Annotated in this window: 20 protein-coding genes and 4 pseudogenes; 8 read left to right on the top strand and 16 right to left on the bottom strand. The window is 72.4% G+C overall.

Annotated features, from left to right (window positions below; genetic code table 11):
- Nucleotides 1-75 precede the first annotated feature (75 nt).
- Nucleotides 76-1,353 (top strand): thymidine phosphorylase, encoded by a 1,278-nt coding sequence (locus WJ438_RS16015; protein WP_406729707.1) that lies wholly within the window; start codon nucleotides 76-78, stop codon nucleotides 1,351-1,353.
- 69 nt (nucleotides 1,354-1,422) lie between these two features.
- Here the strand turns inward: WJ438_RS16015 and WJ438_RS16010 are convergent, their stop codons facing one another.
- Nucleotides 1,423-2,343, bottom strand: a complete 921-nt coding sequence (locus WJ438_RS16010) for an AEC family transporter (protein ID WP_406725860.1) — start codon at nucleotides 2,341-2,343, stop codon at nucleotides 1,423-1,425.
- 139 nt (nucleotides 2,344-2,482) lie between these two features.
- On the opposite strand from WJ438_RS16010, the gene WJ438_RS16005 reads away from it, so the two are divergent.
- Nucleotides 2,483-2,872 (top strand): STAS domain-containing protein, encoded by a 390-nt coding sequence (locus WJ438_RS16005; protein ID WP_406725859.1) that lies wholly within the window; start codon nucleotides 2,483-2,485, stop codon nucleotides 2,870-2,872.
- Here WJ438_RS16005 and WJ438_RS16000 read toward each other — a convergent pair.
- Both WJ438_RS16000 and WJ438_RS15995 read right to left on the bottom strand, forming a co-directional pair.
- A pseudogene (locus WJ438_RS16000) lies at nucleotides 2,756-3,768 on the bottom strand (sigma-70 family RNA polymerase sigma factor). The gene WJ438_RS16005 and the pseudogene WJ438_RS16000 overlap by 117 nt on opposite strands.
- Nucleotides 3,769-3,938: 170 nt before the next feature.
- Nucleotides 3,939-5,247: pseudogene (locus WJ438_RS15995) on the bottom strand (MFS transporter).
- 63 nt (nucleotides 5,248-5,310) lie between these two features.
- Here WJ438_RS15995 and WJ438_RS15990 point away from each other — a divergent pair.
- Nucleotides 5,311-6,264 (top strand): LysR substrate-binding domain-containing protein, encoded by a 954-nt coding sequence (locus WJ438_RS15990; RefSeq protein WP_406725858.1) that lies wholly within the window; start codon nucleotides 5,311-5,313, stop codon nucleotides 6,262-6,264.
- 38 nt (nucleotides 6,265-6,302) lie between these two features.
- On the opposite strand, the gene WJ438_RS15985 is transcribed toward WJ438_RS15990, so the two are convergent.
- Complete coding sequence (locus WJ438_RS15985) at nucleotides 6,303-7,064, bottom strand: alpha/beta hydrolase (RefSeq protein ID WP_406725857.1); 762 nt, start codon at nucleotides 7,062-7,064, stop codon at nucleotides 6,303-6,305.
- 113 nt (nucleotides 7,065-7,177) lie between these two features.
- Between WJ438_RS15985 and WJ438_RS15980 the strand changes: the two genes are divergently transcribed.
- Nucleotides 7,178-8,335 (top strand): adenosine deaminase, encoded by a 1,158-nt coding sequence (locus WJ438_RS15980; protein ID WP_406725856.1) that lies wholly within the window; start codon nucleotides 7,178-7,180, stop codon nucleotides 8,333-8,335.
- Between the two features lie 136 nt (nucleotides 8,336-8,471).
- Nucleotides 8,472-8,834 carry an ATP-binding protein gene (locus tag WJ438_RS15975; RefSeq protein ID WP_406725855.1) on the top strand — a complete coding sequence of 121 codons (363 nt, stop codon included), beginning with the start codon at nucleotides 8,472-8,474 and terminating at the stop codon, nucleotides 8,832-8,834.
- 99 nt (nucleotides 8,835-8,933) lie between these two features.
- On the opposite strand, the gene WJ438_RS15970 is transcribed toward WJ438_RS15975, so the two are convergent.
- From WJ438_RS15970 to afsQ1, 5 genes and pseudogenes are all read right to left on the bottom strand, one after another.
- Nucleotides 8,934-9,134, bottom strand: coding sequence for a PspC domain-containing protein (locus WJ438_RS15970; protein ID WP_406725854.1), 201 nt, complete (start codon nucleotides 9,132-9,134; stop codon nucleotides 8,934-8,936).
- A gap of 82 nt (nucleotides 9,135-9,216) precedes the next feature.
- Nucleotides 9,217-9,797: pseudogene (locus tag WJ438_RS15965) on the bottom strand (VanZ family protein).
- 129 nt (nucleotides 9,798-9,926) lie between these two features.
- Entirely contained in the window at nucleotides 9,927-10,580 is a 654-nt protein-coding gene (locus tag WJ438_RS15960; protein ID WP_406725853.1) for a hypothetical protein, read from the bottom strand.
- Nucleotides 10,577-12,346 carry an ATP-binding protein gene (locus WJ438_RS15955; protein ID WP_406725852.1) on the bottom strand — a complete coding sequence of 590 codons (1,770 nt, stop codon included), beginning with the start codon at nucleotides 12,344-12,346 and terminating at the stop codon, nucleotides 10,577-10,579. Before WJ438_RS15955 ends, WJ438_RS15960 begins: the two co-directional genes overlap by 4 nt.
- The gene (gene afsQ1, locus WJ438_RS15950) at nucleotides 12,343-13,020 is read right to left on the bottom strand and encodes a two-component system response regulator AfsQ1 (protein WP_158101933.1); all 678 of its coding nucleotides are present in this window, start codon (nucleotides 13,018-13,020) and stop codon (nucleotides 12,343-12,345) included. The genes WJ438_RS15955 and afsQ1 overlap by 4 nt, the downstream gene beginning before the upstream one ends.
- 255 nt (nucleotides 13,021-13,275) lie before the next feature.
- Between afsQ1 and WJ438_RS15945 the strand changes: the two genes are divergently transcribed.
- Nucleotides 13,276-14,025, top strand: a complete 750-nt coding sequence (locus WJ438_RS15945; protein WP_406725851.1) for a SigE family RNA polymerase sigma factor — start codon at nucleotides 13,276-13,278, stop codon at nucleotides 14,023-14,025.
- A 170-nt stretch (nucleotides 14,026-14,195) separates the two neighbouring features.
- Here WJ438_RS15945 and WJ438_RS15940 read toward each other — a convergent pair whose 3' ends face one another.
- Entirely contained in the window at nucleotides 14,196-14,888 is a 693-nt protein-coding gene (locus WJ438_RS15940) for a uridine kinase (protein WP_406725850.1), read from the bottom strand.
- A gap of 128 nt (nucleotides 14,889-15,016) precedes the next feature.
- On the opposite strand from WJ438_RS15940, the gene WJ438_RS15935 reads away from it, so the two are divergent.
- On the top strand, nucleotides 15,017-15,424 hold the full coding sequence (locus WJ438_RS15935) for a hypothetical protein (protein WP_406725849.1): 408 nt from the start codon (nucleotides 15,017-15,019) through the stop codon (nucleotides 15,422-15,424).
- Nucleotides 15,425-15,506: 82 nt separating this feature from the next.
- Here the strand turns inward: WJ438_RS15935 and WJ438_RS15930 are convergent, their stop codons facing one another.
- Genes WJ438_RS15930 through deoC form a run of 3 tightly spaced genes read right to left on the bottom strand, consistent with a single transcriptional unit; the run spans nucleotide 15,507 to nucleotide 18,921 of the window.
- Nucleotides 15,507-16,460 carry an aldehyde dehydrogenase family protein gene (locus tag WJ438_RS15930; protein ID WP_406725848.1) on the bottom strand — a complete coding sequence of 318 codons (954 nt, stop codon included), beginning with the start codon at nucleotides 16,458-16,460 and terminating at the stop codon, nucleotides 15,507-15,509.
- Complete coding sequence (locus tag WJ438_RS15925) at nucleotides 16,453-17,916, bottom strand: aldehyde dehydrogenase family protein (protein WP_406725847.1); 1,464 nt, start codon at nucleotides 17,914-17,916, stop codon at nucleotides 16,453-16,455. The genes WJ438_RS15930 and WJ438_RS15925 overlap by 8 nt, the downstream gene beginning before the upstream one ends.
- 6 nt (nucleotides 17,917-17,922) lie before the next feature.
- The gene (gene deoC / locus WJ438_RS15920; RefSeq protein ID WP_406729706.1) at nucleotides 17,923-18,921 is read right to left on the bottom strand and encodes a deoxyribose-phosphate aldolase; all 999 of its coding nucleotides are present in this window, start codon (nucleotides 18,919-18,921) and stop codon (nucleotides 17,923-17,925) included.
- 112 nt (nucleotides 18,922-19,033) lie between these two features.
- Here deoC and WJ438_RS15915 point away from each other — a divergent pair, with 112 nt between their 5' ends.
- Complete coding sequence (locus WJ438_RS15915; protein ID WP_406725846.1) at nucleotides 19,034-19,750, top strand: PH domain-containing protein; 717 nt, start codon at nucleotides 19,034-19,036, stop codon at nucleotides 19,748-19,750.
- Between the two features lie 66 nt (nucleotides 19,751-19,816).
- On the opposite strand, the pseudogene WJ438_RS15910 reads toward WJ438_RS15915, so the two are convergent.
- From WJ438_RS15910 to WJ438_RS15900, 3 genes and pseudogenes are all read right to left on the bottom strand, one after another.
- Nucleotides 19,817-21,498: pseudogene (locus WJ438_RS15910) on the bottom strand (phospho-sugar mutase).
- Nucleotides 21,499-21,563: 65 nt separating this feature from the next.
- Nucleotides 21,564-22,388, bottom strand: a complete 825-nt coding sequence (locus tag WJ438_RS15905; protein WP_406725845.1) for a purine-nucleoside phosphorylase — start codon at nucleotides 22,386-22,388, stop codon at nucleotides 21,564-21,566.
- Nucleotides 22,389-22,524: 136 nt separating this feature from the next.
- On the bottom strand, nucleotides 22,525-22,998 hold the full coding sequence (locus WJ438_RS15900) for a gamma-glutamylcyclotransferase (protein WP_406725844.1): 474 nt from the start codon (nucleotides 22,996-22,998) through the stop codon (nucleotides 22,525-22,527).

Genomic DNA, 22,998 nt, shown 5'->3' with positions numbered 1-22,998 from the left:
CCCGCGGCCCCTCCGGTCGACTGCCGACCGGAGGGGCCGCGCCTTCGCACTCCGGAAGGAATGCCAGCCATGGCCATGGACGTCATCTCCGTCATCCGCACCAAGCGGGACCGCGGCGAACTCAGCGACGAGCAGATCGACTGGGTCATCGACGCGTACACCCGCGGGGAGGTGGCCGACGAGCAGATGTCGGCCCTCGCGATGGCGATCCTGCTCAACGGCATGAACCGGACCGAGATCGCCCGCTGGACGGCCGCGATGATCGCCTCCGGCGAGCGCATGGACTTCTCCTCGCTGTCCCGCCCCACCACCGACAAGCACTCCACCGGCGGCGTCGGCGACAAGATCACCCTGCCGCTCGCCCCGCTGGTCGCGGCCTGCGGTGCGGCCGTCCCCCAGCTGTCCGGCAGGGGCCTCGGGCACACCGGCGGCACCCTGGACAAGCTGGAGTCGATCCCGGGCTGGCGCGCGCTGCTGTCCAACGACGAGATGCTGTCCGTCCTGGACGGCGTGGGCGCCGTCATCTGCGCGGCCGGGGACGGCCTGGCCCCCGCCGACAAGAAGCTCTACGCCCTGCGCGACGTGACCGGCACCGTCGAGGCCATCCCGCTGATCGCCTCCTCGATCATGTCGAAGAAGATCGCCGAGGGCACGGGCGCGCTGGTCCTGGACGTGAAGGTGGGCAGCGGCGCCTTCATGAAGACCCTGGACGACGCCCGCGAACTGGCGTCCACGATGGTCGGCCTCGGCACCGACCACGGCGTGAAGACCGTCGCCCTGCTCACCGACATGTCGACCCCGCTCGGCCTGACCGCGGGCAACGCCCTGGAGGTCCGCGAGTCGGTGGAGGTCCTGGCGGGCGGCGGCCCCGCGGACGTCGTCGAACTGACCCTCGCCCTGGCCCGCGAGATGCTGGACGCCGTCGGCCTCAAGGACGCCGACCCGGCGAAGGCCCTCGCCGACGGCACCGCGATGGACGTCTGGCGCCGCATGATCGCGGCCCAGGGCGGCGATCCGGACGCGCCCCTGCCGACGGCGCGGGAACAGCACGTGGTGAAGGCGACCGCCTCCGGCGTTCTGACCCGCCTGGACGCCTACGACATCGGCGTCGCCGCCTGGCGCCTCGGCGCGGGCCGCGCCCGCAAGGAGGACCCGGTGCAGGCGGGCGCGGGCGTCGAACTGCACGCCAAGCCCGGCGACACGGTCACCGAGGGCCAGCCCCTCCTCACCCTCCACACGGACACCCCGGACCGCTTCGACTACGCCCTCGAGGCGGTGGCGGGCTCGTACGACATCGCGGCCCCCGACACGGCCTTCACGGCGCCGCCGGTGGTGCGGGAACGCATCGCCTGACCTGCGCCCGCGGCCGGAGGCCGCTGTCGGACACGCCCCGTTCGGGGTGCACTCCTGGGGTGAGTGGCCTCACCCCAGGAGTGCCGCCACCACCACCAGCACCGGTACCGACAGCAGGGTCGACACCAGGATCGCCTCCCGGGCCAGGGTCTCGCCCACGCGGTAGCTGCCGGCGTAGGTGAAGATGTTCTGCGCGGCCGGCAGCGCGGAGGTCACCACCACGTCGAGCAACTGCGCCCCGCGCAGCCCGAAGACCCCCATCGCCAGCGCCCAGGCGACCACCGGCTGGCCCACCGACTTCAGCGCCACGGCGAGCAGGACCGCTCCGCGCTCACCGCCCCGCAGCGGCAGGGCACTGCCGCGCAGCGAGATGCCGAACGCGAGCAGGACCGCCGGAACCGCCATGTTGCCGATCAGCGTCACCGGGTCCATGACCGGGCCGGGGATCTCGAGGCCGGACGCCGACGCCGCCACCCCCGCCAGCGAGCCCAGCGCGACCGGGTTCCGCAGCGGTGTGAGCAGCCGCTGCCACAGGGGCAGCTTCTCACCGGCGGTCGCCAGGTCCAGGATCGTCAGCGCGACCGGGGTGACCCCGACGAGCTGGAACAGCAGCACCGGGGCCACCAGCGAGGCGTCGCCGAGGACGTACACGGCGATCGGGATGCCGAGGTTGCCGGAGTTGACGTAACTGGAGCACAGGGCGCCGATGGTGGTGCGGCCCACGCCCCAGCGGCGTACGACACCCACCGCCACGAAGACGCCGCCCACCGCGGCCGTGCTCAGCACGGTGACCAGCAGCCTGCCGGAGAAAACCACCGACAGGTCCGCCTCGGCGAGAAGGGTGAACAGCAGGGCCGGTGAGGCCACGTGGAAGGCGAGTTTCGTCAGCACCTCGTGGGCCTGCCGGCCCAGATACCCCCGGCGGCCGATCACATAGCCGACGCCGATGACCACCGCGATCACCGCGAAACCGCTCAGCACCCCCTGCACAGCGGCTCCTCGCCGGGGCGGCGAGCACCGGAGGTCGCGGACGAGGAGGGTCTGTGGCGCATACAGCCAACCCTCGGGGGAAGGTCGTGCTCGGGTCAATGTGATCTCCGTGGCGCCCGCATGCCGGCGAGATGCCGCGATGAATCACGCGCCCGTGCCCGGTCTACCGCTCGTGGACGCCACGACACCTCCCGTACTCGTGCTGCGCGGCCCCGCCGCCCAGGACGGGGTGAGCGGGCCGAGCGATGCGCTGCGGGCACTGCTGGACGGCGGCGGGGCCGACGGGATCGTCGTCTGCGATGTGGGCGGGCTGGGGCCGCCGGGGCTCGCCGCCGTGAACCTGCTCGCCCGCCTCCAGCTCCTGGCCCGCCGGACCGGGGGCCGGATACGGCTGCGCGACCCCGATCCCGCCCTATGCTCCCTGCTCGACCTGGTCGGCCTCTGCTTCGAGGTGGAGGGGCAGCCCGAACAGCGGGAACCAGCGCCGGGTGTCGAGGAAGAAGTGGAACCCGGTGATCCGGCCGTCTGAGATCTCCAGCACCTGAACCGCCCACGGCGTGAAACCACCCGCCTCCGGGTCCGGCTTGTATTGGGCGAACCCGGGCAGGCCGTTGACCTGGACCGGCAGCAGTCGCGAGCCCGCGCAGGAGGCGCCCAGCGTCGTCATGAAGCCCGCGATGTCGGCGGTGCCGGTCAGCCACAGGTCGAACGGCGGCATCGTCATGAGGGCGTCCTCGTGCAGCAACGCCGTCAGCGCCGACATGTCGTACCCCTCGAACGCCGCCACATAGCGCTCCAGGAGCTTCTGCTGCTCCTCGTCCAGCGGGTCGGAGACGGACGCGTCGGCGCCCGGCTGCCGTCGCTCCGCGAGCGTCGCCCGCGCCCGCTGCAACGCGCTGTTGACGGATGCCACCGAGGTGTCGAGCAGCTCCGCCACCTCGCTCGCCCGCCAGGCCAGCACCTCCCGCAGCAGCAGCACCGCCCGCTGCTTGGGGGAAGCTGCTGAAGCGCGGCCATGAAGGCGAGCCGCACGGACTCCTTGGCGACCGCCGCCTCCGCAGGGTCGGCGGTGTCGGGCAGCACCCGGGAGTCCGGCATCGGCTCCAGCCAGGTGTGGTCCGGCCGCGGCGAGAGGGCCGCCCGGGCCAGCGGGGTCGACTCTGTCAGGTCCATGGGCCGGGCCCGCTTGTTGCCGGCCGTCAGCATGTCCAGGCAGACGTTGGTCGCGATGCGGTACAGCCAGGAGCGCAGGCTGGAACGGCCCTCGAACTTGTCGAAGCTGCGCCAGGCACGGACCATCGTGTCCTGCACCGCGTCCTCCGCCTCGAAGGAGGAGCCGAGCATCCGGTAGCAGTACCCGGTCAGCTCGACGCGGTGCGCCTCGAGCCTGGCGTCGAGACCGGTCGTCGCCGTGCCGTTCGTCATCGTCCACCCACCCCTGTGGCTTCTCTGTGGCGCGCCTTCGCACCCAGCACTTCGGAAGCTATCGCAGCCCACTGACAACGGCCCCCCGAGCGGATGAACGCGCAGGTGGGGGAGGCGGGTTCAACGGGCAGAACGAAAACTTCCGCCCGCGAGGCCAGGCGCGCGCGGCCTCACGCGGGTGCGAGCCGCCGCTCCACCCGGGCCGCCCGGGTGCCCAGCACGGTGACGGTCACGACGCCGGCCACCGCCACCAGGCCGACCCCCACCGTCCCGGCCCAGCCGCCCGAGTGGAAGGCGAGCGCGCCGACCGTGCTGCCCGCGCTGGAGCCGACGTAGTAGGCGGACTGGTACAGCGCCGACGCCTGGGCGCGGCCCTCGGTGGCCGTCCGTCCGACCGCCGAGGACGCGACCGCGTGGCCCGCGAAGAAGCCCCCGGTGATCAGCACCAGGCCCAGCAGGATCAGGGACAGTGAGCCGGCCAGGGACAGCAGCAGACCCGCCGCGGTGGTCCCGCCCGCCGCGTACAGCGTGCCCCGGCGGCCCAGCCGGCTCGACCAGCCGCCCCGCCGCCGAGGCCGACACCGTGCCGACCAGGTAGACCAGGAAGATCGAGCCGACGATGCCCTGGGGGAGCGAGAAGGGCGCCTCGCTCAGGCGGTAGCCGATCACGGTGTAGACCCCGCCGAACACCGTCATGAACAGCGCGCCGATCGCGTACAGGCGCCGCAGCAGCGGGTTGGCGAGGTGGCCGCGGACCGTGCCGACCAGCACGTGCGGGTGCAGTGAGCCCGGCCGGAAGTGCTTCGGCGCCGGCAGCAGCAGCCGGAACGCCACCGCGCACGCCACCGCGAGCACCCCGATCACGCCGACGGCGATCCGCCAGCCCCACTCCTGCGCCACCCATCCGGTGACGACCCGGCCGCTCATCCCGCCGACACTGTTGCCCGCGACGAACAGCCCGATCGCGGTCACCAGCGACCTGGGCCCGACCTCCTCCGCGAGATACGCGGTCGCCGACGCGGGCACCCCGGCCAGGGCCGCCCCCTGGAGCGCGCGCAGCGCCACCAGGGCGCCCAGCGACGGGGCGAAGGGGACCAGCAGCCCGACGGTCACCGCGACGGCCAGGGAGGCCGTCATGACCGTACGGCGCCCGTAGCGTTCCGACAGCGCGCTCATCGGCAGCACGAACAGCGCCAGACCGCCGGTGGCCGCCGCCACCGTCCAGCTCGCGTCGCCCGCGCTCACCCCGAGGTCGCCGGAGAGCAGCGGCAGCAGGGCCTGGGTGGAGTACAGCAGCGCGAAGGTCGCGACGCCCGCCAGGAAGAGGGCGAGGCTCATCCGCCGGTAACCGGGGCCGCCGGGGGACATCCGGGAGTCGGGGCCGCCCGGGACGGCCGGCGACGAGGGAGAAGGAGAGGGAGGAGGGACGGACGGGCCGGCGTCCACGCGCGTGGACGCCCCGGTACTGACGGAAGACATGCCCCGAACCTACGAACGGCCCCGCTCATCCGTCCAATGCATGGAATCGACATAATCGTTCCCATGGTGCATCAGCAGAGGTCACAGAAGCAGCTGTCACCGTCCGGTGACACAGAAGACATCGTCGCGCTGCTCGCGCCACGTCTCGTTCACTTCGCCGGCGTCGCCCGCACGGAGCATGTCACCCGCGCCGCCCGCGAGATGCAGGTCCCGCAGTCCACACTCTCCCGGTCCATGGTCCGCCTCGAACAGGACCTGGGTGTCGACCTGTTCGCCCGGCACGGTCGCACCCTCTCCCTGACCCCCGCCGGCCGCACCTTCCTCGCCTCCGTCGAACGTGCCCTCGCCGAGGTCGAGCGGGCCGCCGACGAGGTGCGTGCCGACGCCGACCCGGCCACCGGCAAGGTCGCCTTCGGGTTTCTGCGCACCATGGGCGCCGAGACCGTGCCCGGCCTGCTGCACGCCTTCCGCGCCGACCACCCGCGCATCCGCTTCAGCCTCGTCCAGAACTACGGCGAGGCCATGCTGGAGCGCCTGCGCGCGGGCGAGCTGGACCTGTGCCTGACCTCTCCGGTCCCGGACGCCCCCGACCTCGTGGCCCGCCGCCTGGACGAGCAGAAGCTGCGCCTGGTCGTCCCCGCCGACCACCGGCTCGCCGGCCGGCGCCGTATCCGCCTCGCCGAGGCCGCCGACGAGACGTTCGTGACCCTGGAGCCCGGATACGGCCTGCGCCGCATCACCGACGACCTCTGTGCGCAGGCCGGTTTCCGGCCCCGGGTCGCCTTCGAGGGCGAGGAGGCGGAGACCCTGCGGGGCCTGGTGGCCGCCGGCCTGGGCGTCGCCCTGCTGCCCCCGCCGGCGGTGCCCCGCCCCGGAGTGGTGGAACTGACCGTGACCTCCCCGCGGGCGGCCCGCGAGATCGGCGTCGCCTGGCTGGCCGGCCGCCCGGACACCCCGCCGGTGGCGGCCTTCAAGAAGTTCCTGCTGTCGAGAAGGGGCCACCTGCTTCCGGACTGACCGCGACCACCTGCGACCCACGGCCCACGGCCTGCCGCCTACCGCCGTAACGACGCGCCGAACCCCGAGGCCAGCGGCATCCGCAGCCCCAGTGGCGGGGGCGCCGCCAGGGCGTCCTGCACCGGACGGGAGAACGCCTGCCCGAACAGCGTCCCCATCATGAAGTCCTCGCACAACGCCAGCACTTCGTCCCGGTACTGGTTCAACCCGTGTCCGTCGGCGTGCACTTCGAAGCGGCACACGTTCCGGTTCGCCTTCTTCACCCGCGCCGCCAGCCGGAAGGACAGTTCCGGGTCGGTCCGCGCGTCACGCGTGCCGTGCACGATCAGCACCTGCCGCCCCGCCAGCTGCTTCACCGGTTCGGGTGGCGCGGCCACGTCCTCCTCGGGCAGCCAGGGAGCCAGCGCCAGTACGGAGCTGACGGCCTCGTGGCCGCCCGCGCGCAGCGCCGCCCGGCCGCCCATGCCGAGGCCGGCCAGGCACACGGGGACATCCCCGTAGCGCCGCACGATCTCGTCGACGGCCCAGGTGGCATCACGCGCGAGATGCGCCTCACTGCCGTTCCAGCCCCGGTAGCGGTAGTGGACGACATGGGTGGCGAGACCCTCGGCCCGCCCCGCGCGGCCGAGACGGTTTCCCAGTGCGCGTACGGAGGCGGTCGCCACCACGGGGGACGGCCTGCGGCTGGAGACCGGTTCACCGCCGGGGAGCAGCAGCACCGCGCCGCTCACCGCCTTCGGCTTCGGGCCGAGCGCCCTCCCCAGCCGGGCCGTGCGAACCGGCGTCGCTTGCTGTGCCATGACAGCAGAGTGTCAGAAGCCCCGGTGTACGCCACCCGCGCGTGCGGTCACCGTTACGTATCGACGGATTCGTACACCCGGCGATCTACGCGCGTAGGCGTTAGAGTGCGGAAATGACGAGCCAGACCACTGCGAACACCCCGACCTCGGACCAGGTCCGCCGGGCGCCCAAGGTGCTGCTGCACGACCACCTCGACGGCGGCCTGCGCCCCGGCACGGTCGTCGACCTGGCCCGCGAGACCGGCTACTCCGGGCTCCCCCAGAGCGACCCCGACAAGCTCGGCCTCTGGTTCCGGGAGGCCGCCGACTCCGGTTCCCTGGAGCGGTACTTGGAGACGTTCTCGCACACCGTCGGGGTCATGCAGACCCGTGACGCGCTGGTGCGGGTCGCCGCCGAGTGCGCCGAGGACCTCGCCGCGGACGGTGTCGTCTACGCCGAGGTGCGCTACGCCCCCGAGCAGCACCTCGAAGGCGGACTGACCCTCGAAGAGGTCGTCGAGGCGGTCAACGAGGGCTTCCGGCAAGGGGAGCGGCGGGCGCGGGAGGACGGAAACCGCATCCGTGTCGGCGCGCTGCTCACCGCGATGCGGCACGCCGCGCGGGCCCTGGAGATCGCCGAACTCGCCAACCGCTACCGGGACCTGGGCGTCGTCGGCTTCGACATCGCGGGCGCCGAGGCCGGTTACCCGCCCACCCGGCACCTCGATGCCTTCGAGTACCTCAAGCGGGAGAACAACCACTTCACGATCCACGCCGGCGAGGCCTTCGGGCTGCCGTCCATCTGGCAGGCCCTCCAGTGGTGCGGCGCCGACCGGCTCGGGCACGGGGTGCGCATCATCGACGACATCCAGGTCCACGACGACGGCTCGGTCGCACTCGGACGGCTCGCCTCCTACGTCCGGGACAAGCGCATCCCGCTCGAGCTGTGCCCCAGTTCCAACCTGCAGACCGGGGCGGCGGCCTCGTACGCCGAGCATCCCATCGGACTGCTGCGCCGGCTGCACTTCCGGGCCACGGTGAACACCGACAACCGCCTCATGTCGCACACCAGCATGAGCCGGGAATTCGAGCACCTGGTCGATGCGTTCGGTTACACGCTCGACGACATGCAATGGTTTTCCGTCAATGCGATGAAGTCGGCGTTCATTCCTTTCGATGAACGACTGGCCATGATCAATGACGTCATCAAGCCCGGATATTCCGAGCTGAAATCCGAATGGCTGTTTCGGCAGACCGCCTCCACCAGCGGTTCTGTGGCTGCAGAGGACTGACAGAGACGTTCGCGGGCTCCGGGAATGCGGGCGGCCCCCACCGTCCGTCCGCATTTCGAGGTTTGCGGCGGGTGGTGCCGGGTGTTTACGGTCGAGGACCGCTCACTTCCCCCATCCCGTTTCGAGGACGCATTTCATGAAGCAGTCTGCCGCCAAGACCCTCGGTGTCGCCGTTCTCGGTGCCGCCTTCGCCGCCGCCGGCGCGGGTGCCGCGACCGCGGTCCCGGCCGCCCCGGCCGTCCCGAACGCCGGTGCTGCGCTGGACACCGTCACTCAGAGCCTCCCGGCGGAGGGCGTCTCCCGTGTGGCGCCGGGCGCGGACCGGGCCCTGCAGACGGGACAGGACGTGGCCGGCACGGGCATGACGACGACGCGACCGGTCGCCGAGCAGCTGACCTCCGAGGGCCCCCAGGAGCGGGCCGCCGCTCTGCTCGGGGGCCTGCCGACGGAGGGGCTGCCCACGCAGGGTGTCTCCGTCAACGGGGTCCCGCTCGGCTGACCCACCCGCACCGACCCACCCGCGCGGACCCCTGCCGATGGGGCGCACCCCGAGTCCGGGGCGCGCCCCATCGGCGTTCGCGCGGGGCGGCACACGGACTCACCAGGCCGTCCGTACCTTGTCCTCCGAGGGGAGCAGGATCCACAGCGCTATGTAGAGCAGGAACTGCGGCCCGGGGAGCAGGCACGAGGCCAGGAAGACCACGCGCATCGTGGTCGCGGAGGTGCCGAAGCGCCGGGCCAGCGCGGCACACACGCCGCCGATCACGCGGTTGTCGGTGGGGCGGGCGAGGCGGGACATCGTGGACTCCTTCGTGGGGTGTGCGGTTCGTTGACCCACGGCGCCGCATCGGCTTCCGTCGGCTGTTCTACCGCTCTCCACACTACGGAGACGAAGGGGGCAAAGCATCGCTCCACGGGGCGATCCCGACCCTGGGAATCGTCGGGGTCCGACCCTGCGCCGGCTCCTCCTGGCGGATTTCGGCGCCGTCCCGGCGTACGGCCCGGCGGCGCAGCCAGGCACGGCCCCCCGGTACCACGGCGGTATGCGCGAGCGCCGCGCCCACCGTGTTCAGCAACAGCGCGTCAACGTCCACGACCCTGCCGGGCACCGCGGTCTGCAGCATCTCGATGCCCAGCGACAGCAGCGCCACCGCGGCCGTGGTGCGGATCAGCGAACCCAGCGGCGAGACGGCCGGCCTGCCCCCGCCATCGGCAGCAGCACACCCAGCGGGGCGAGCAGCGCCAGCCCCTCGCCGACCCGGCGGGCCCCGGCCCCCCAGCCCAGCGCGAAGTCGGCCCGGATGCCGTCGAAGGGCCGCAGGTTGGCGGGCATCACCCAGGGGACGTTCAGAGGGCGCAGCGTGCACCAGGCGACGAATACGAGGTACGCGGCCAGGAGGAGACCTCCTGTCACACGGACACGGGACGCGGCGGTGCCGCCGACGGGGCCTTGACGCTGCACGAAACCCTAGACGCGACGCCCGGCGGGATCGGTTCCGGGAAGTGCCCCGTTCGCCGGGTGAGGCATGCGCCACAGTCCATCGCCCCCGCCCCGGTACGCGCCGGCGCACTCCCCGGACGACCTCCGGGGTCACCCCTCGGTGGCCACCGAGGACGGGGGTTCCGTGCTGCCCGGACGGGCCCGGACCTCGTCCGTGCACCGGTAGCGGCGCGGGGGCCCGTCGTCCTGGCCGCCCAGGATCACCGAGCCGTCGCCCTCGGCCGCCGCCGAGTCGGAGAAGGTGCAGACGATCTGCGCGAGCGCGTAGGAGGTCAGGCTCCCGGGCGGGGTGCTCAGACGCAGCGCGTCCTCCGGGTCGCCGGGCCGCGGACCGCCCACGGTCATCCCGCCCCGTACGTGCGTCGTGTACCCGGCCTCCTTCTCGGCGGGCGCCGGCGGCGCCGAGAGCTGGTCCAGCAGGCCCTGCGCCACCAGGGCGCGCCGCTGCCCGGAGTCCGCCGCGCCCTCCGGCACCCGTACGGTCCGGTCGACGGCCGCCAGCGACGAGCCGCAGAGCAGGAACACCCGCACCGGCAGGCCCTGCGCGGGCTGGGCCGCCCCGCCCGCCTCGGCCTGCGAGCAGCGCACCCGGGAGGGCGCCGGACCGAAGTCGGTCGGCACCTCGGTGGCCCGGATCCCGCACCCGGCGAGCAGGACGCCGAGCGTGGTGACGGCGAGCAGCCCCGGCAGCCGTCGGATGCCTCGTATGCCCGTCGGGCGCGGGGTCGTCCGGCGTATGTTCATCGGGCGTCCCCTCCGGCGCTCGACCGCCGGGTGCCGGTGCCGCCCTTGCCCTCCCGGGCGTCCTCGGCGGCGGCGGCCACGGCGTCCCGCTCGGTCAGGGCGGAGACGTCCCGCGGCAGCCGCAGCGTGAACACCGCGCCGCCCTCGGGGGAGTTGGCCGCGGCGATCTCGCCGCCGTGGGCATGGGCGTTCTCCAGGGCGATGGACAGGCCCAGACCGCTTCCCTCGGAACGCGGCCGGGAGGCACTGGCCTTGTAGAACCGGTCGAAGACATGCGGCAGGACGTCCTCGGGGATGCCCGGCCCCTGGTCCCGTACCTCGATGACCACAGCGCCTCCGGCCATGGTGCCCCCGTCCTCGGTGCCCGCCCCGGTGTCTTCCCCGGTGCCGTCCTCGCGGGCCCCGCAGTCCCTGCGCTCCCCACCGTCCCCGGCGTCCCCGCTGTCCCCCCTGCTCACGGGACCCGCGTCGTCGCCGCCGTCCTCGTGTTCCACGCGCACCGACACCCGTACCGGCGAGCCTCCGTGCTTGAGGGCGTTGCCTATGAGGTTGGCCAGGATCACGTCCAGTCGGCGCGGGTCGATCCGGGCGTGGATGCCGCGCTCCGCGTCCAGCTCGACCGCGTCCAGCCAGGCGCGGGCGTCGATGCAGGCGGTGATCTGGTCGGCGATGTCGACGTCGTCGAGGACGAGGCGGGCGGTGCCCGCGTCGAAGCGGGTGACCTCCATCAAGTTCTCGACCAGGTCGTTGAGTCGCCGTGTCTCGCTGACCACCAGCCGTACGGCGGGCTCGATCATCGGGTCGATGCCGCCGCCCTCGAACTCCAGTTCCTCCTCGAGGACTTCCGTCACGGCCGTGATCGCGGTCAGCGGAGTGCGCAGCTCGTGGCTCATGTCCGCCACGAACCTGCGGGACGCCTCGTCCCGCGCGGCCATGTCGGCCACCCGTTTCTCCAGCGCCTCGGCCGCCTTGTTGAACGTCCGGGACAGATCGGCCAGTTCGTCCGTCCCCGACACCCTCAGCCGGGTGTCCAGCCTGCCCTCGCCGAGCCGCCGGGCGGCGACCCCGAGCCGCTGCACCGGCTTCAGCACGGTCGTCGCCGCGGCCTGCGCCAGCAGCGCGGAGCCGATCAGCGCGAGGCCGGTCGCGATACCCAGCGACCAGGCCAGCGAGTTGAGGTCCTTGGCCTCCGGCTCCAGCGACTTGACCATGTAGCCGGTCGGTCCGCCGCCGATCGTCCGGGTGCCCGCCACCAGATAGGGGGTGCCACCGTCGACGATCCGCTGCCAGTACAGGTGGTGGGCGTGCTTGTTGGTCGAGGTGATCTTCTGCCGCTCGTTCACCGCCTCGCGCAACGAGGTCGGCACGTCCTTGGTCGAGAAGCCGCTCAGCCCGCCCGAACTGCCGTACACCGTACGGCCCTGCGGGTTCTCGGCGATCAGCAGCACCGAGAACCGCTGACTGCTGTTGGCCATCTGGCCCGCGGTGTGCTGCAGTTCCTCCTGCGTCGGATGCTCCGGCAGCGCCCCCGCCCGGTTCTCCATCTCCTGCTCGAAGTCGCCCAGTACCGCGTCCTGGGTACGGGTGAGCACCGCCTCGCGGTTGAGCCAGTACGCGATGCCCGACGCGGACACCGCGGCGGTGAGCGCGACCAGCCCGAACACGACCACCAGCCGAAGCCGCAGACTCGTGAAGCGCAGCCGCGACCAGACTCCCTTGCGCGCCGCGGACCAGCCGCGGGAACTCTCCTGGTGCTCCTGTGTCACTGAGGTGGGTCCAGTCGGTAGCCGACACCCCGCACGGTACGGATCAAGGTCGGGGACGACGGCACGTCCTCGACCTTGGCGCGCAGCCGCTGGACGCAGGCGTCCACCAGACGCGAGTCGCCCAGGTAGTCGTGCTCCCACACCAGCCGCAGCAACTGCTGCCGGGACAGCGCCTGACCCGGCCGCCGGCTCAGTTCGAGCAGCAGCCGCAGCTCGGTCGGCGTCAGCTGGAGGTCCTCGCCGTTCTTCGTCACGGTCATCGCCGAGCGGTCGATCACCAGGCTGCCGAAGGTCGCCGCGTCGTTGGACTCCCGCTCCCCGCGGCGCAGCACCGCCCGGATCCGGGCGTCCAGCACCCTGCCCTGCACGGGTTTGACCACGTAGTCGTCGGCACCGGACTCCAGGCCGACCACGACGTCGATGTCGTCGTTGCGCGCGGTCAGCAGGATGATCGGCAACTGGTCGGTGCGCCGGATGCGCCGGCACACCTCGAATCCGTCGATGCCGGGCAGCATCACGTCCAGCACGATCAGATCGGGCCGTTGCTCGCGCAGCAGCTTCAGACCGTCCTCACCGCTGGCAGCGGTCGCCACGCGGTGGCCCTGGCGCGTGAGTGAGAGCTCCAGGGCCGTGCGGATGGCGTCGTCGTCCTCGATCAGCAACAGGGAAGGCACGGGCTCATTCTGTCCCATGAAGGGCTCCCGGTTCGACCCATGGGGGCAGATGCCCGTTGGGCCCGCATACGGGCGGCTACATGCGCCGGCATCCGTGAAGGTGCCGTGTGCGACGACCGGCGCTCGGCGTGGCGGACCCCTGTGACAGGTCTGTGACAGTCGGCGGACACGGCTATGAAGTCGCCCGGGCAGGATTTCCGTCATCAGCAGAACAGCACGTGCGAGACACCGGAAGTCCACGACGGGGGGCGCGAGATGAACACGCTGCACGGCACCAGCTCCAGCGCAGTCGTCACGCGTCTGCACGACGTGCACCGAGCCGGCGAGAAGTCCGGTGCCCTGGGCAAACGGGGGTGCGCTCGCGGTACCGGGCGTCACACCGCCTACATGACGGTGATTGACGCGCCCACGGGGGAAACGAACACGGGGGAAACGCACGGGGGAAGCGGGTACGGGGAGGCGGCGGAGGAGCGCCGTTCGCTGTCGGAGGCGGAGTTCACCGCCTACGTACAGGAACGACGCGCCTCCCTGTACGCGACCGCCTATCACCTGACCGGCGACCGCTTCGAGGCCGAGGACCTGCTGCAGAGCGCGCTGTTCTCAACCTACCGGGCGTGGGACCGGATCAGCGACAAGGCCGCGGTCGGCGGATACCTCCGCCGCACCATGACCAACCTGCACATCAGCGCGTGGCGCCGCCGCAAGCTGAACGAGTACCCGACCGAGGAACTGCCGGAGACGGTCGGCGACACGGACGCCATGCGCGGCACCGAGCTGCGCGCGGTCCTGTGGCAGGCGCTGGCCCGGCTGCCCGAACTCCAGCGCACCATGCTGGTCCTGCGCTACTACGAGGGCCGCACGGACCCGGAGATCGCGGACATCCTCGGCATCAGTGTCGGCACGGTGAAGTCCAGCATCTGGCGGTCGCTCCGCCGGCTGCGCGAGGACGAGGTCCTCAGCTTCGGCCGTGACGAGGAGGACGCCTTCGGCGAACTGGTCGCCTGAAGGTCCGGGGGAACGGGGGAACCGGGGAAGGGGAAAAACGGGGAACCGAGGGGATCGGGGGATCTCAAGGGGGGACCGGGGGGACAACGGGGGAGCACGAAGGAGCGGGACTGGAGGGCCGGGGGGCCTTCCGGCCCCGCTTTCGTGCGTACGCGCCGGGTCCGCGTCGGCTACACCGCCCGCACGGTCGTCCTCGCGCCCGAGTCCGCACCCGAGTCCTCGGCGCGCGTGTCCGCCGTACCCTGACTGCTGCCGCCGCCGTCCCGCGCCGCCGCCAGACGGCTCAGCGCCTCGGCGCGGTCGCAGGCGTACGCGCCGAGCGAGGTCTGGCGGGCGATGATCGTCCGCTCCAGCCGCATCAGCCGCCATCCGCGCCGCAGCAGGAAGGGTATGGACTTACGCCCCTCCCTGAGGTCCCGCAGGAAGCGGCGGCGGAAGGTCTTCATCGGACCGCGGCTCAGGCACAGCGCGTCGGCCAGGAGGCCCAGCTCGCCGCAGCGCGTGACGATCTCCGCGGCGAAGACGCCCTCGGCGACGAACAGCGGGGCGCCCCCGATGTCGACCGTGTCCGCACCGGTCCGGGCGCTGAGGGCGATGTCGTACACGGGCACATCCGTACGGCCCGTGCGGCACAGCCGGTCGATGGCGGTGACGGCGGCGTCCGCGTCCCACGAGCCGGGGTGGTCCCAGTCGATGTCGGAGCTGCCCCCCACAAGGGGCAGCGTCGGGTCGTCACCCTCCTTGTAGAAGTCGTCGAGACGCAGCACGGGCAGGCCGGAGCGGACCGCGAGGAGGGACTTGCCGGAGCCGGAGGGGCCGCAGAGCAGCACGACTCGCGCGGAGAGGGGCGACTGGTAACTCACGGGACACCAGTCTGAGGCATGGAACGGGTGCTCCACGACCGCGCGGGTCGGCTTTGAAGCACGCATCACATCCCCATTACGCTGCGCGTCAAACCGATTACCGAGCGAAGTAAAAGGTGGCACCAGTAATGGCCCGACACGACGCACCCGAGAAGTCGACCGTCCGGCGCGCCCTGGCCACGCTCGCGGCCGCGGGAGTGGTCCTGGGGGTGGGCGCGACGACGGCGGCAGCGGCGGACTCCGGGTCCCCGCTGGGCCTGACCGGCGCCGCTCCCACGTCTCTGGGTGAGGCGGACCCGCAGGCCGGTGCGCAGCCCCTGACCGGTACGGCCGGCCATGTCGTGGGCCCGGTCTCCGGCCTGAAGCCCAATCCGCTGGCCGGTACGGGCGTCGACCCGCTCGACAACGGCGTCAGCACCCAGGTCGCCGACTTCAAGCCGGTGGACTCGCGCACGGTGACCGGTCCGGTCGCCCATGCCCCGTCGGTCGGCAGTGTCCCGGTGGTCGGCCAGGTGACGGAGCCGCTCGGCGGCTGACCCGGGCGGCAGGACAACGGCGGAGAGCCACGTCCCTTCCGTCCAGGGACGCGGCTCTCCGGGTTGCGGAGTGGCCGCTCGGTCAGTAGGCGGAGCCCGAGGCGCCCAGGGAGCCCGTCGGGTGCCAGACCGTCTTCGTCTCCAGGAAGGCCGTCATGCGGTCCGTGCCCGGTGTCGCCGACCAGTTGTCCACAGGCTGTGGACGCAGGACGCGCTTGAGGTTGTCCGCCGCCGCGATCTCCAGCTCCTTCGCCAGCGCCTCGTCGGCGCCCGCCAGGTTGATCGCGTTGACGTCCTGGTGCGCGGCCAGCGGCGCGGCGATCTCCGCCGTACGGCCGGAGAGGACGTTGACGACACCGCCGGGCAGGTCGGAGGTGGCCAGGACCTCGCCCAGGGAGAGGGCGGGCAGCGGGGACCGCTCGCTCGCGATCACGACCGCCGTGTTGCCGGTGGCGATCACCGGGGCGACCACCGAGACCAGGCCCAGGAAGGACGAATCCTGGGGCGCCAGGACGGCGACCACACCGGTCGGTTCGGGGGAGGACAGGTTGAAGTACGGGCCCGCGACCGGGTTTCCGCCGCCGACCACCTGGGCGATCTTGTCGGTCCAGCCCGCGTACCAGACCCAGCGGTCGATCGCCGCGTCCACCTGCGCGGCGGCCTTGGTCTTCGACAGGCCCTCCGCGTCGGCGACCTCCCGGACGAACTGGTCCTTGCGGCCCTCCAGCATCTCCGCGACGCGGTAGAGGACCTGGCCCCGGTTGTACGCCGTCGCGCCCGACCAGGCGCCGAACGCCTTGCGGGCGGCGACCACCGCGTCCCGGGCGTCCTTGCGGGACGACAGCGGGGCGTTCGCCAGCCAGTTGCCCCTTGTATCGGTCACCTCGTACACCCGGCCGCTCTCGGAACGCGGGAACTTCCCGCCGACGTACAGCTTGTAGGTCTTGAAGACCGAGAGCCGCGGTTCGGTCTTCTCGACCTTCTGGGTCTTGTCGGCCTTCTCGGCCTTCTCGATCTTCTCGGACTTCTCAGACATCGAGGTACGCCTCCAGGCCGTGGCGACCGCCCTCGCGGCCGAAGCCCGACTCCTTGTAGCCGCCGAACGGTGAGGTGGGATCGAACTTGTTGAACGTGTTGGACCAGACGACACCCGCGCGGAGCTTGTTCGCCACGGCCAGGATGCGGGAGCCCTTCTCCGTCCAGATGCCCGCCGACAGGCCGTACGGCGTGTTGTTGGCCTTGGCGACGGCCTCGTCCGGGGTGCGGAAGGTGAGCACCGACAGCACCGGGCCGAAGATCTCGTCGCGGGCGATCGTGTGCGCCTGGGTGACGCCCGTGAACAGCGTCGGCGCGAACCAGTAGCCGTTCTCCGGGAGTTCGCAGGCCGCCGACCAGCGCTCGGCGCCCTCCGCCTCGCCCTGCTCGACGAGCGAGGTGATGCGTGCGAGCTGCTGCGCGGAGTTGATCGCGCCGATGTCGGTGTTCTTGTCCAGCGGGTCGCCCAGGCGGAGCGTGGACAGCCTGCGCTTGAGGGAGTCCAGCAGCTCGTCCTGGATCGACTCCTGGACCAGCAGGCGGGAACCCGCGCAGCAGACCTGGCCCTGGTTGAAGAAGATGCCGCTGACAATGCCTTCGACGGCCTGGTCGATGGGGGCGTCGTCGAAGACGATGTTGGCGCCCTTGCCGCCCAGCTCCAGCGTGACCTTCTTGCGGGTTCCGGCGACCGTCCGCGCGATCTGCTTGCCGACCGCGGTGGAACCGGTGAAGGCCACCTTGTCCACGTCCGGGTGGGCGACCAGTGCGGCGCCCGCGTCGCCGTATCCCGGAAGGATGTTGACGACGCCCTTGGGCAGGCCCGCCTGACGGCAGATGTCCGCGAAGAAGAGCGCGGAGAGCGGGGTCGTCTCGGCGGGCTTCAGGACCACCGTGTTGCCGGTCGCCAGCGCCGGGGCGATCTTCCACGCCAGCATCATGAGCGGGAAGTTCCACGGGATGACCTGACCGGCCACGCCCAGCGGCCTCGGGTCCGCCCCGTAGCCGGCGTGCTCGAGCTTGTCGGCCCAGCCCGCGTAGTAGAAGAAGTGCGCGGCGACCAGGGGCAGGTCGGCGTCCCGCGTCTCCCTGATCGGCTTGCCGTTGTCCAGCGTCTCCAGGACGGCCAGCTCGCGGCTGCGCTCCTGGATGATGCGGGCGATGCGGAACAGGTACTTGGCACGCTCGGCGCCGGGCAGCGCCGACCACTTCGCGAAGGCCTTCCGCGCGGCCTTCACCGCGCGGTCCACGTCGGTCTCACCGGCCTGGGCGACCTCGGAGAGGACCTCCTCGGTGGCCGGGCTGACGGTCTTGAAGGCCCTGCCGTCGGCCGCCTCGGTGAACTCGCCGTCGATGAACAGGCCGTACGAGGGCGCGATGTCGACGATCGCGCGGGACTCGGGGGCCGGGGCGTACTCGAATGCGGAGGACCGCTTGTGCGTGGTCTTTTCCGTGGTCATGGTGATTCAGTCCACCGTCACGTAGTCGGGGCCGGAGTAGCGGCCGGTGGCCAGCTTCTGGCGCTGCATCAGCAGGTCGTTCAGCAGCGAGGAGGCGCCGAAGCGGAACCAGTGGTTGTCCAGCCAGTCCTCGCCGACGGTCTCGTTGACCAGGACGAGGAACTTGATCGCGTCCTTGCTGGTACGGATGCCGCCGGCCGGCTTCACACCGACCTGGACACCGGTCTGCGCGCGGAAGTCGCGGACCGCCTCCAGCATCAGCAGCGTGTTCGCGGGCGTGGCGTTCACCGCCACCTTGCCGGTCGAGGTCTTGATGAAGTCCGCGCCGGCCAGCATGCCGAGCCAGCTCGCCCGGCGGATGTTGTCGTACGTCGACAGCTCGCCCGTCTCGAAGATGACCTTCAGCCGGGCGCTCGCCCCGCAGGCCTCCTTCACCGCGGTGATCTCGTTGTACACCTTCATGTAGTTCCCGGCGAGGAACGCGCCGCGGTCGATGACCATGTCGATCTCGTCCGCACCGGCGGCGACGGCCTCCCGGACGTCGGCCAGCTTGACCGCGAGCGGGGCGCGGCCGGCCGGGAAGGCGGTCGCGACGGAGGCGACCCTGACCGCGGAGCCGGCGACGGCCTCCTTCGCCGTGGCCACCATGTCGGGGTAGACGCAGACCGCGGCCGTGGCGGGCGCCGTGCGGTCGGTCGGGTCGGGGCGGACCGCCTTCGCGCCGAGCGCCCGGACCTTGCCCGGGGTGTCCGCGCCTTCCAGCGTCGTCAGGTCGACCATCGAGATGGCGAGGTCGATGGCGTACGCCTTCGCGGTCGTCTTGATCGAGCGGGTGCCGAGCGAGGCGGCACGCGCCTCCAGGCCGACCGCGTCGACGCCGGGCAGCCCGTGCAGGAAGCGGCGCAGCGTGCTGTCGGACGCGGCGACGTCGCCCAGCGCGGAGGGGGCGCCACCCCGCTCGAGCGCCGCCGGGGGCCTGGGGGAGGAGGGTGCAGTGGAGGACATGGTCACCAGCCGAGCATATCTACGCGCGTAGCGGCTGTACAGTCCTCCCGCCCCTTTCCGACCCGCCCACCACCCACCGGCGCGTGCGGACCCGTCGGGCAGAATCGGGGGCATGACGACCCCCGAGCAGCAGCCGTCCGACCCGGAGCCCGAGAACGCGCCCGAGCCCGGGGCCGAGGACCGGGTGTACCGGTCGAACCCGGGCATCGCCGGCGGCGTGCTGCTGCTGGCGATCCTCGGCTGGCTCTGCGTCGACGCCGTGGTCACCGGCGAGGGCCGCGCCCCGTGGCTGGCGCTCGCCGCGCTGCTGGTGATCGTGCCCCCGGTGGTCGCCTACACCCTGCTCCCCGCCGTGTACGCCAACGAGGACCGGCTGCGCGTCCGCAATCCCTTCCGCACGATCGTGCTGCCCTGGGGCCGGGTCGCCGCGCTGCGCTCCGGCTACACCAACGAGGTCGTCTCCGACGCCGGCACCAAGTACCAGCTGTGGGCCCTGCCCGTGTCGCTGCGGGCCCGCAAGCGGGCCGCGCGGCGGGAGATGCGGGCCACGGGCGAGCGGGCGCAGGGCGTCGACGTCCGCACCGCGGGGCAGGCCCCGAGCGTGAGCGGCGCGTTCCGGCGCGGGGGTGCCGCGCCCGTGACGGGCGGATCGGAAGGACCGGAGCGGGCGCGGACCGACCGCGCGATGGACGAACTGCGCGAGCTGCACGAGAACCGGCAGGCCGCGGAAAGCGCGCAGGGCGCGGTGAGCGCGCGGTGGTCCTACGCGGTTCTGGCCCCGACGCTCGCCGGGGTGATCCTGCTGACGGTCCTGCTGGCCGTCGCCTGATTCTGCGGACGGAGGCGGTCGGGGGCCGGGGGTCCGCAGAACCGCAGGCCCCCGGTTCCCGATCACTCAGATGCCGGCCGCCGTCTTCAGGTCCTGCTTGATCGCGGTCAGCAGGGCGGCCGCCCTGGTGCGGGCCGCCGGCAGGTCGGCCCGCGTGGTGACCGGGACGACGACCTCCAGGTAGCACTTGAGCTTCGGCTCCGTACCGCTCGGGCGGACGACGACGCGGGCGCCCTGAAGGGTGTAGCGCAGGCCGTCGGTGGGCGGGAGGGTGTCCGTGCCGCGGGTCAGGTCCTCGGCCTCGGTGATGCGCAGGCCGGCCAGTTCGGTCGGGGGGTTCTCGCGCAGGCGGCGCATGGCGTCCGCGATGAGCGACAGGTCCTCGACGCGGGCCGACAGCTGGTCGGTGGCGTGCAGGCCGTGGGCCACGGCGAGGTCGTCGAGGAGGTCCAGGAGGGTACGGCCCTCCGCCTTCAGCTCGGAGGCCAGTTCGGCGAGGAGTAGGGCGGCCGTGATGCCGTCCTTGTCGCGCACGCCGTCCGGGTCGACGCAGTAGCCCAGTGCCTCCTCGTAGCCGTAGCGCAGGCCCTCGACCCGGGCGATCCACTTGAAGCCGGTCAGGGTCTCCTCGTGCGGCAGCCCCGCCTGCTCGGCGATCCGGGCGAGCAGGGTGGACGACACGATCGACTCGGCGAACGTGCCGGTCGCGCCGCGCCGGACCAGGTGGGCGGCGAGCAGGGCGCCGACCTCGTCACCGCGCAGCATGCGCCAGTCCCCGGCGGCGGTGTCGGTGTCGCCGTTGCCGTTGCCGGTGTCCTTGACGGCCGCGGCGCAGCGGTCGGCGTCCGGGTCGTTGGCGATGACCAGGTCGGGCTCGGTCTCGCGGGCCTTCGCGAAGGCCAGGTCCATCGCGCCGGGCTCCTCCGGGTTGGGGAACGCGACGGTGGGGAAGTCCGGGTCGGGTTCGGCCTGCTCGGCGACCAGGACCGGCTCCGGGAAGCCGGCCCGGCGAACGCGGCGAGCAGGACGTCCTTGCCGACGCCGTGCATCGCCGTGTAGACCGTGCGGGCGGTACGGGGGGAGTCCTTGGCCAGGACCGCGTCCGTGCGGGCGAGGTAGGCGTCCAGGACGGAGTCGTCGAGGGTCTGCCAGCCGGTGGTGGGGCGGGGCACGTCGTTCAGCGACCCGACGGCCGCGATCTCGGCGGCGATCTCCGCGTCGGCAGGGGGGACGATCTGGGACCCGTCGCCGAGGTACACCTTGTAGCCGTTGTCGCGGGGCGGGTTGTGGCTGGCGGTGACCTCGACCCCGGCGACCGCGCCGAGGTGCCGTATGGCGAAGGCGAGCACCGGGGTGGGGAGGGGGCGGGGGAGGACGGCCGCCCGGAGACCGGCGCCGGTCATCACGGCGGCGGTGTCGCGGGCGAAGTCCGCCGACTTGTGCCGGGCGTCGTAGCCGATCACGACGAGGCCGTCGGTGTGGCCCTGCTTCCCGAGGTACGCGGCGAGGCCGGCGGCGGCGCGGATGACGACGGCGCGGTTCATGCGCATCGGGCCGGCGCCCAGTTCGCCGCGGAGGCCGGCGGTGCCGAACTGGAGGGTGCCGCTGAAACGGGCGGCGAGTTCGGCGACTGCGTCGGCCTCGTCCGTGGCGTTCCTGTCGAGGAGTGCAGCGAGTTCCGCCCGGGTCTCGGGGTCGGGGTCCTCGGCGAGCCAGGCGCGGGCCCGGGCGGTCAGGTCGTCGTGCACGTGTCGGTCAGCCTCTCGAGTGTCGGTTGAGTTGTCCCGCCCCCGCCGCCGGGGGGCGCGGGCGGCTACAGGCGGTCCAGCACCCGGGTCAGGAGGGTGCCCATCCGGGCGGCGGAGTCCCGGCCCGCCTGGAGGACCTCCTCGTGGTTGAGGGGCTCACCGGTCATACCGGCGGCGAGGTTGGTGACCAGGGAGATGCCGAGCACCTCCGCGCCCGCCTCCCGCGCCGCGATGGCCTCGAGCACCGTCGACATGCCCACCAGGTCCGCCCCGATGACCCGTGCCATGCGGATCTCCGCCGGGGTCTCGTAGTGCGGGCCGGGGAACTGGGCGTAGACACCCTCCTCCAGGGTGGCGTCGATCTCCTTGCAGAGGGCGCGCAGCCGGGGGGAGTAGAGGTCGGTGAGGTCGACGAAGTTGGCGCCGACGATGGGGGAGGTGGCCGTGAGGTTGATGTGGTCGCTGATCAGGACCGGCTGGCCGGGGCGCATGCCCTCGCGCAGGCCACCGCAGCCGTTGGTCAGGACGATCGTCTTGGCGCCGGCGGCGACGGCGGTGCGGACGCCGTGGGCGACGGAGGCCACGCCGCGGCCCTCGTAGTAATGGGTGCGGCCCAGGAAGACCAGGGCACGCTTGGTGCCGAGGCGGTAGGAGCGGATCTTGCCTCCGTGCCCCTCGACCGCCGGCGGCGGGAAGCCGGGCAGCTCGGTGACCTGGAACTCGGCGTCGGGCGAGCCGAGGGCGTCCACGGCCGGTGCCCAGCCGGAGCCCATCACGAGGGCGACGTCGTGGGTCTCGGCGCCCGTGAGCTCGCGCAGGCGCGCGGCTGCGGCGTCGGCTGCGGCGTGGGGGTCGCCCTGGATGTCGTCCGGAAGAAGAGAAGCGTTCACGCGGATGAGGGTAGCCGGTCTTCGCCTACGCGCGTAGATGTCAAAGCTCACGGGCTCGCGATCGTTGTCCTGTCGTTTCCGAAGAGGCATTGCCGTCTCGGCCGCGGGTCCCGGCGGCCCGGCTCGGGGAGCGGGTTCAGCAGGGGCGTTTGCGCAGTTCCATCACGTAGTCGTGGGGGGCGCCCGCGGATTCCGCCGCGTCGGCGACCTCGCCGAGGTGGCGGGCCGAGGGGAGGCCGCCCTCATAGGCGTTCAGGACGTAGGTCCAGGCGGGTTCCTCGCCGTCCAGGGTGTGGACGCGGACGCGGATGCGCCGGTAGATGTCCAGGCCCGTGCCCTCCCAGCGGTCCAGGGAGTCCTCGTCCATGGGGGCGATGTCGTACAGCGCGACGAAGACCTGGGCGAAGTGGTCCTCGACGATCGTCGGGAGCGCGCCGCCGCCCTCGGCCGGGCCGGTGGGCTCGCTCGGCCAGGGAGTGCCCAGGCTCTCGCCCCCGAAGGTCAGCCGCCACCCGTTCAGCCAGCCGGTGGCGCGCAGCGGCGAATGCGGGGCGCGGCGGGACATCAGCCGCGCGTCGAGGTTGCCGGCGTACGCGGCGTAGAGCGACAT

Origin of the sequence: Streptomyces sp. GD-15H, assembly GCF_045291515.1 — a bacterium.
GTDB lineage: Bacteria > Actinomycetota > Actinomycetes > Streptomycetales > Streptomycetaceae > Streptomyces.
Note: the sequence above shows the minus strand (reverse complement) of the source record. Positions and strands in the feature narration are given on the sequence as shown.

Excerpts from the sequence above, each read along its gene's own strand:
- WJ438_RS15970 (WP_406725854.1), bottom strand. The coding sequence starts at position 9,134 with ATGTCCCGCCTCGCCCGCCCCACCGACAACCGCGTGATCGGCGGCGTG.
- WJ438_RS16005 (WP_406725859.1), top strand. The coding sequence starts at position 2,483 with ATGAATCACGCGCCCGTGCCCGGTCTACCGCTCGTGGACGCCACGACA.
- WJ438_RS15930 (WP_406725848.1), bottom strand. The coding sequence starts at position 16,460 with ATGTCTGAGAAGTCCGAGAAGATCGAGAAGGCCGAGAAGGCCGACAAG.
- deoC (WP_406729706.1), bottom strand. The coding sequence starts at position 18,921 with ATGTCCTCCACTGCACCCTCCTCCCCCAGGCCCCCGGCGGCGCTCGAG.
- WJ438_RS16015 (WP_406729707.1), top strand. The coding sequence starts at position 76 with ATGGACGTCATCTCCGTCATCCGCACCAAGCGGGACCGCGGCGAACTC.
- WJ438_RS15935 (WP_406725849.1), top strand. The coding sequence starts at position 15,017 with ATGGCCCGACACGACGCACCCGAGAAGTCGACCGTCCGGCGCGCCCTG.
- WJ438_RS15900 (WP_406725844.1), bottom strand. The coding sequence starts at position 22,998 with ATGTCGCTCTACGCCGCGTACGCCGGCAACCTCGACGCGCGGCTGATG.
- WJ438_RS15985 (WP_406725857.1), bottom strand. The coding sequence starts at position 7,064 with ATGGCACAGCAAGCGACGCCGGTTCGCACGGCCCGGCTGGGGAGGGCG.
- WJ438_RS15975 (WP_406725855.1), top strand. The coding sequence starts at position 8,472 with ATGAAGCAGTCTGCCGCCAAGACCCTCGGTGTCGCCGTTCTCGGTGCC.
- WJ438_RS15990 (WP_406725858.1), top strand. The coding sequence starts at position 5,311 with ATGGTGCATCAGCAGAGGTCACAGAAGCAGCTGTCACCGTCCGGTGAC.
- WJ438_RS15915 (WP_406725846.1), top strand. The coding sequence starts at position 19,034 with ATGACGACCCCCGAGCAGCAGCCGTCCGACCCGGAGCCCGAGAACGCG.
- WJ438_RS15980 (WP_406725856.1), top strand. The coding sequence starts at position 7,178 with ATGACGAGCCAGACCACTGCGAACACCCCGACCTCGGACCAGGTCCGC.
- WJ438_RS15945 (WP_406725851.1), top strand. The coding sequence starts at position 13,276 with ATGAACACGCTGCACGGCACCAGCTCCAGCGCAGTCGTCACGCGTCTG.
- WJ438_RS15960 (WP_406725853.1), bottom strand. The coding sequence starts at position 10,580 with ATGAACATACGCCGGACGACCCCGCGCCCGACGGGCATACGAGGCATC.
- WJ438_RS15925 (WP_406725847.1), bottom strand. The coding sequence starts at position 17,916 with ATGACCACGGAAAAGACCACGCACAAGCGGTCCTCCGCATTCGAGTAC.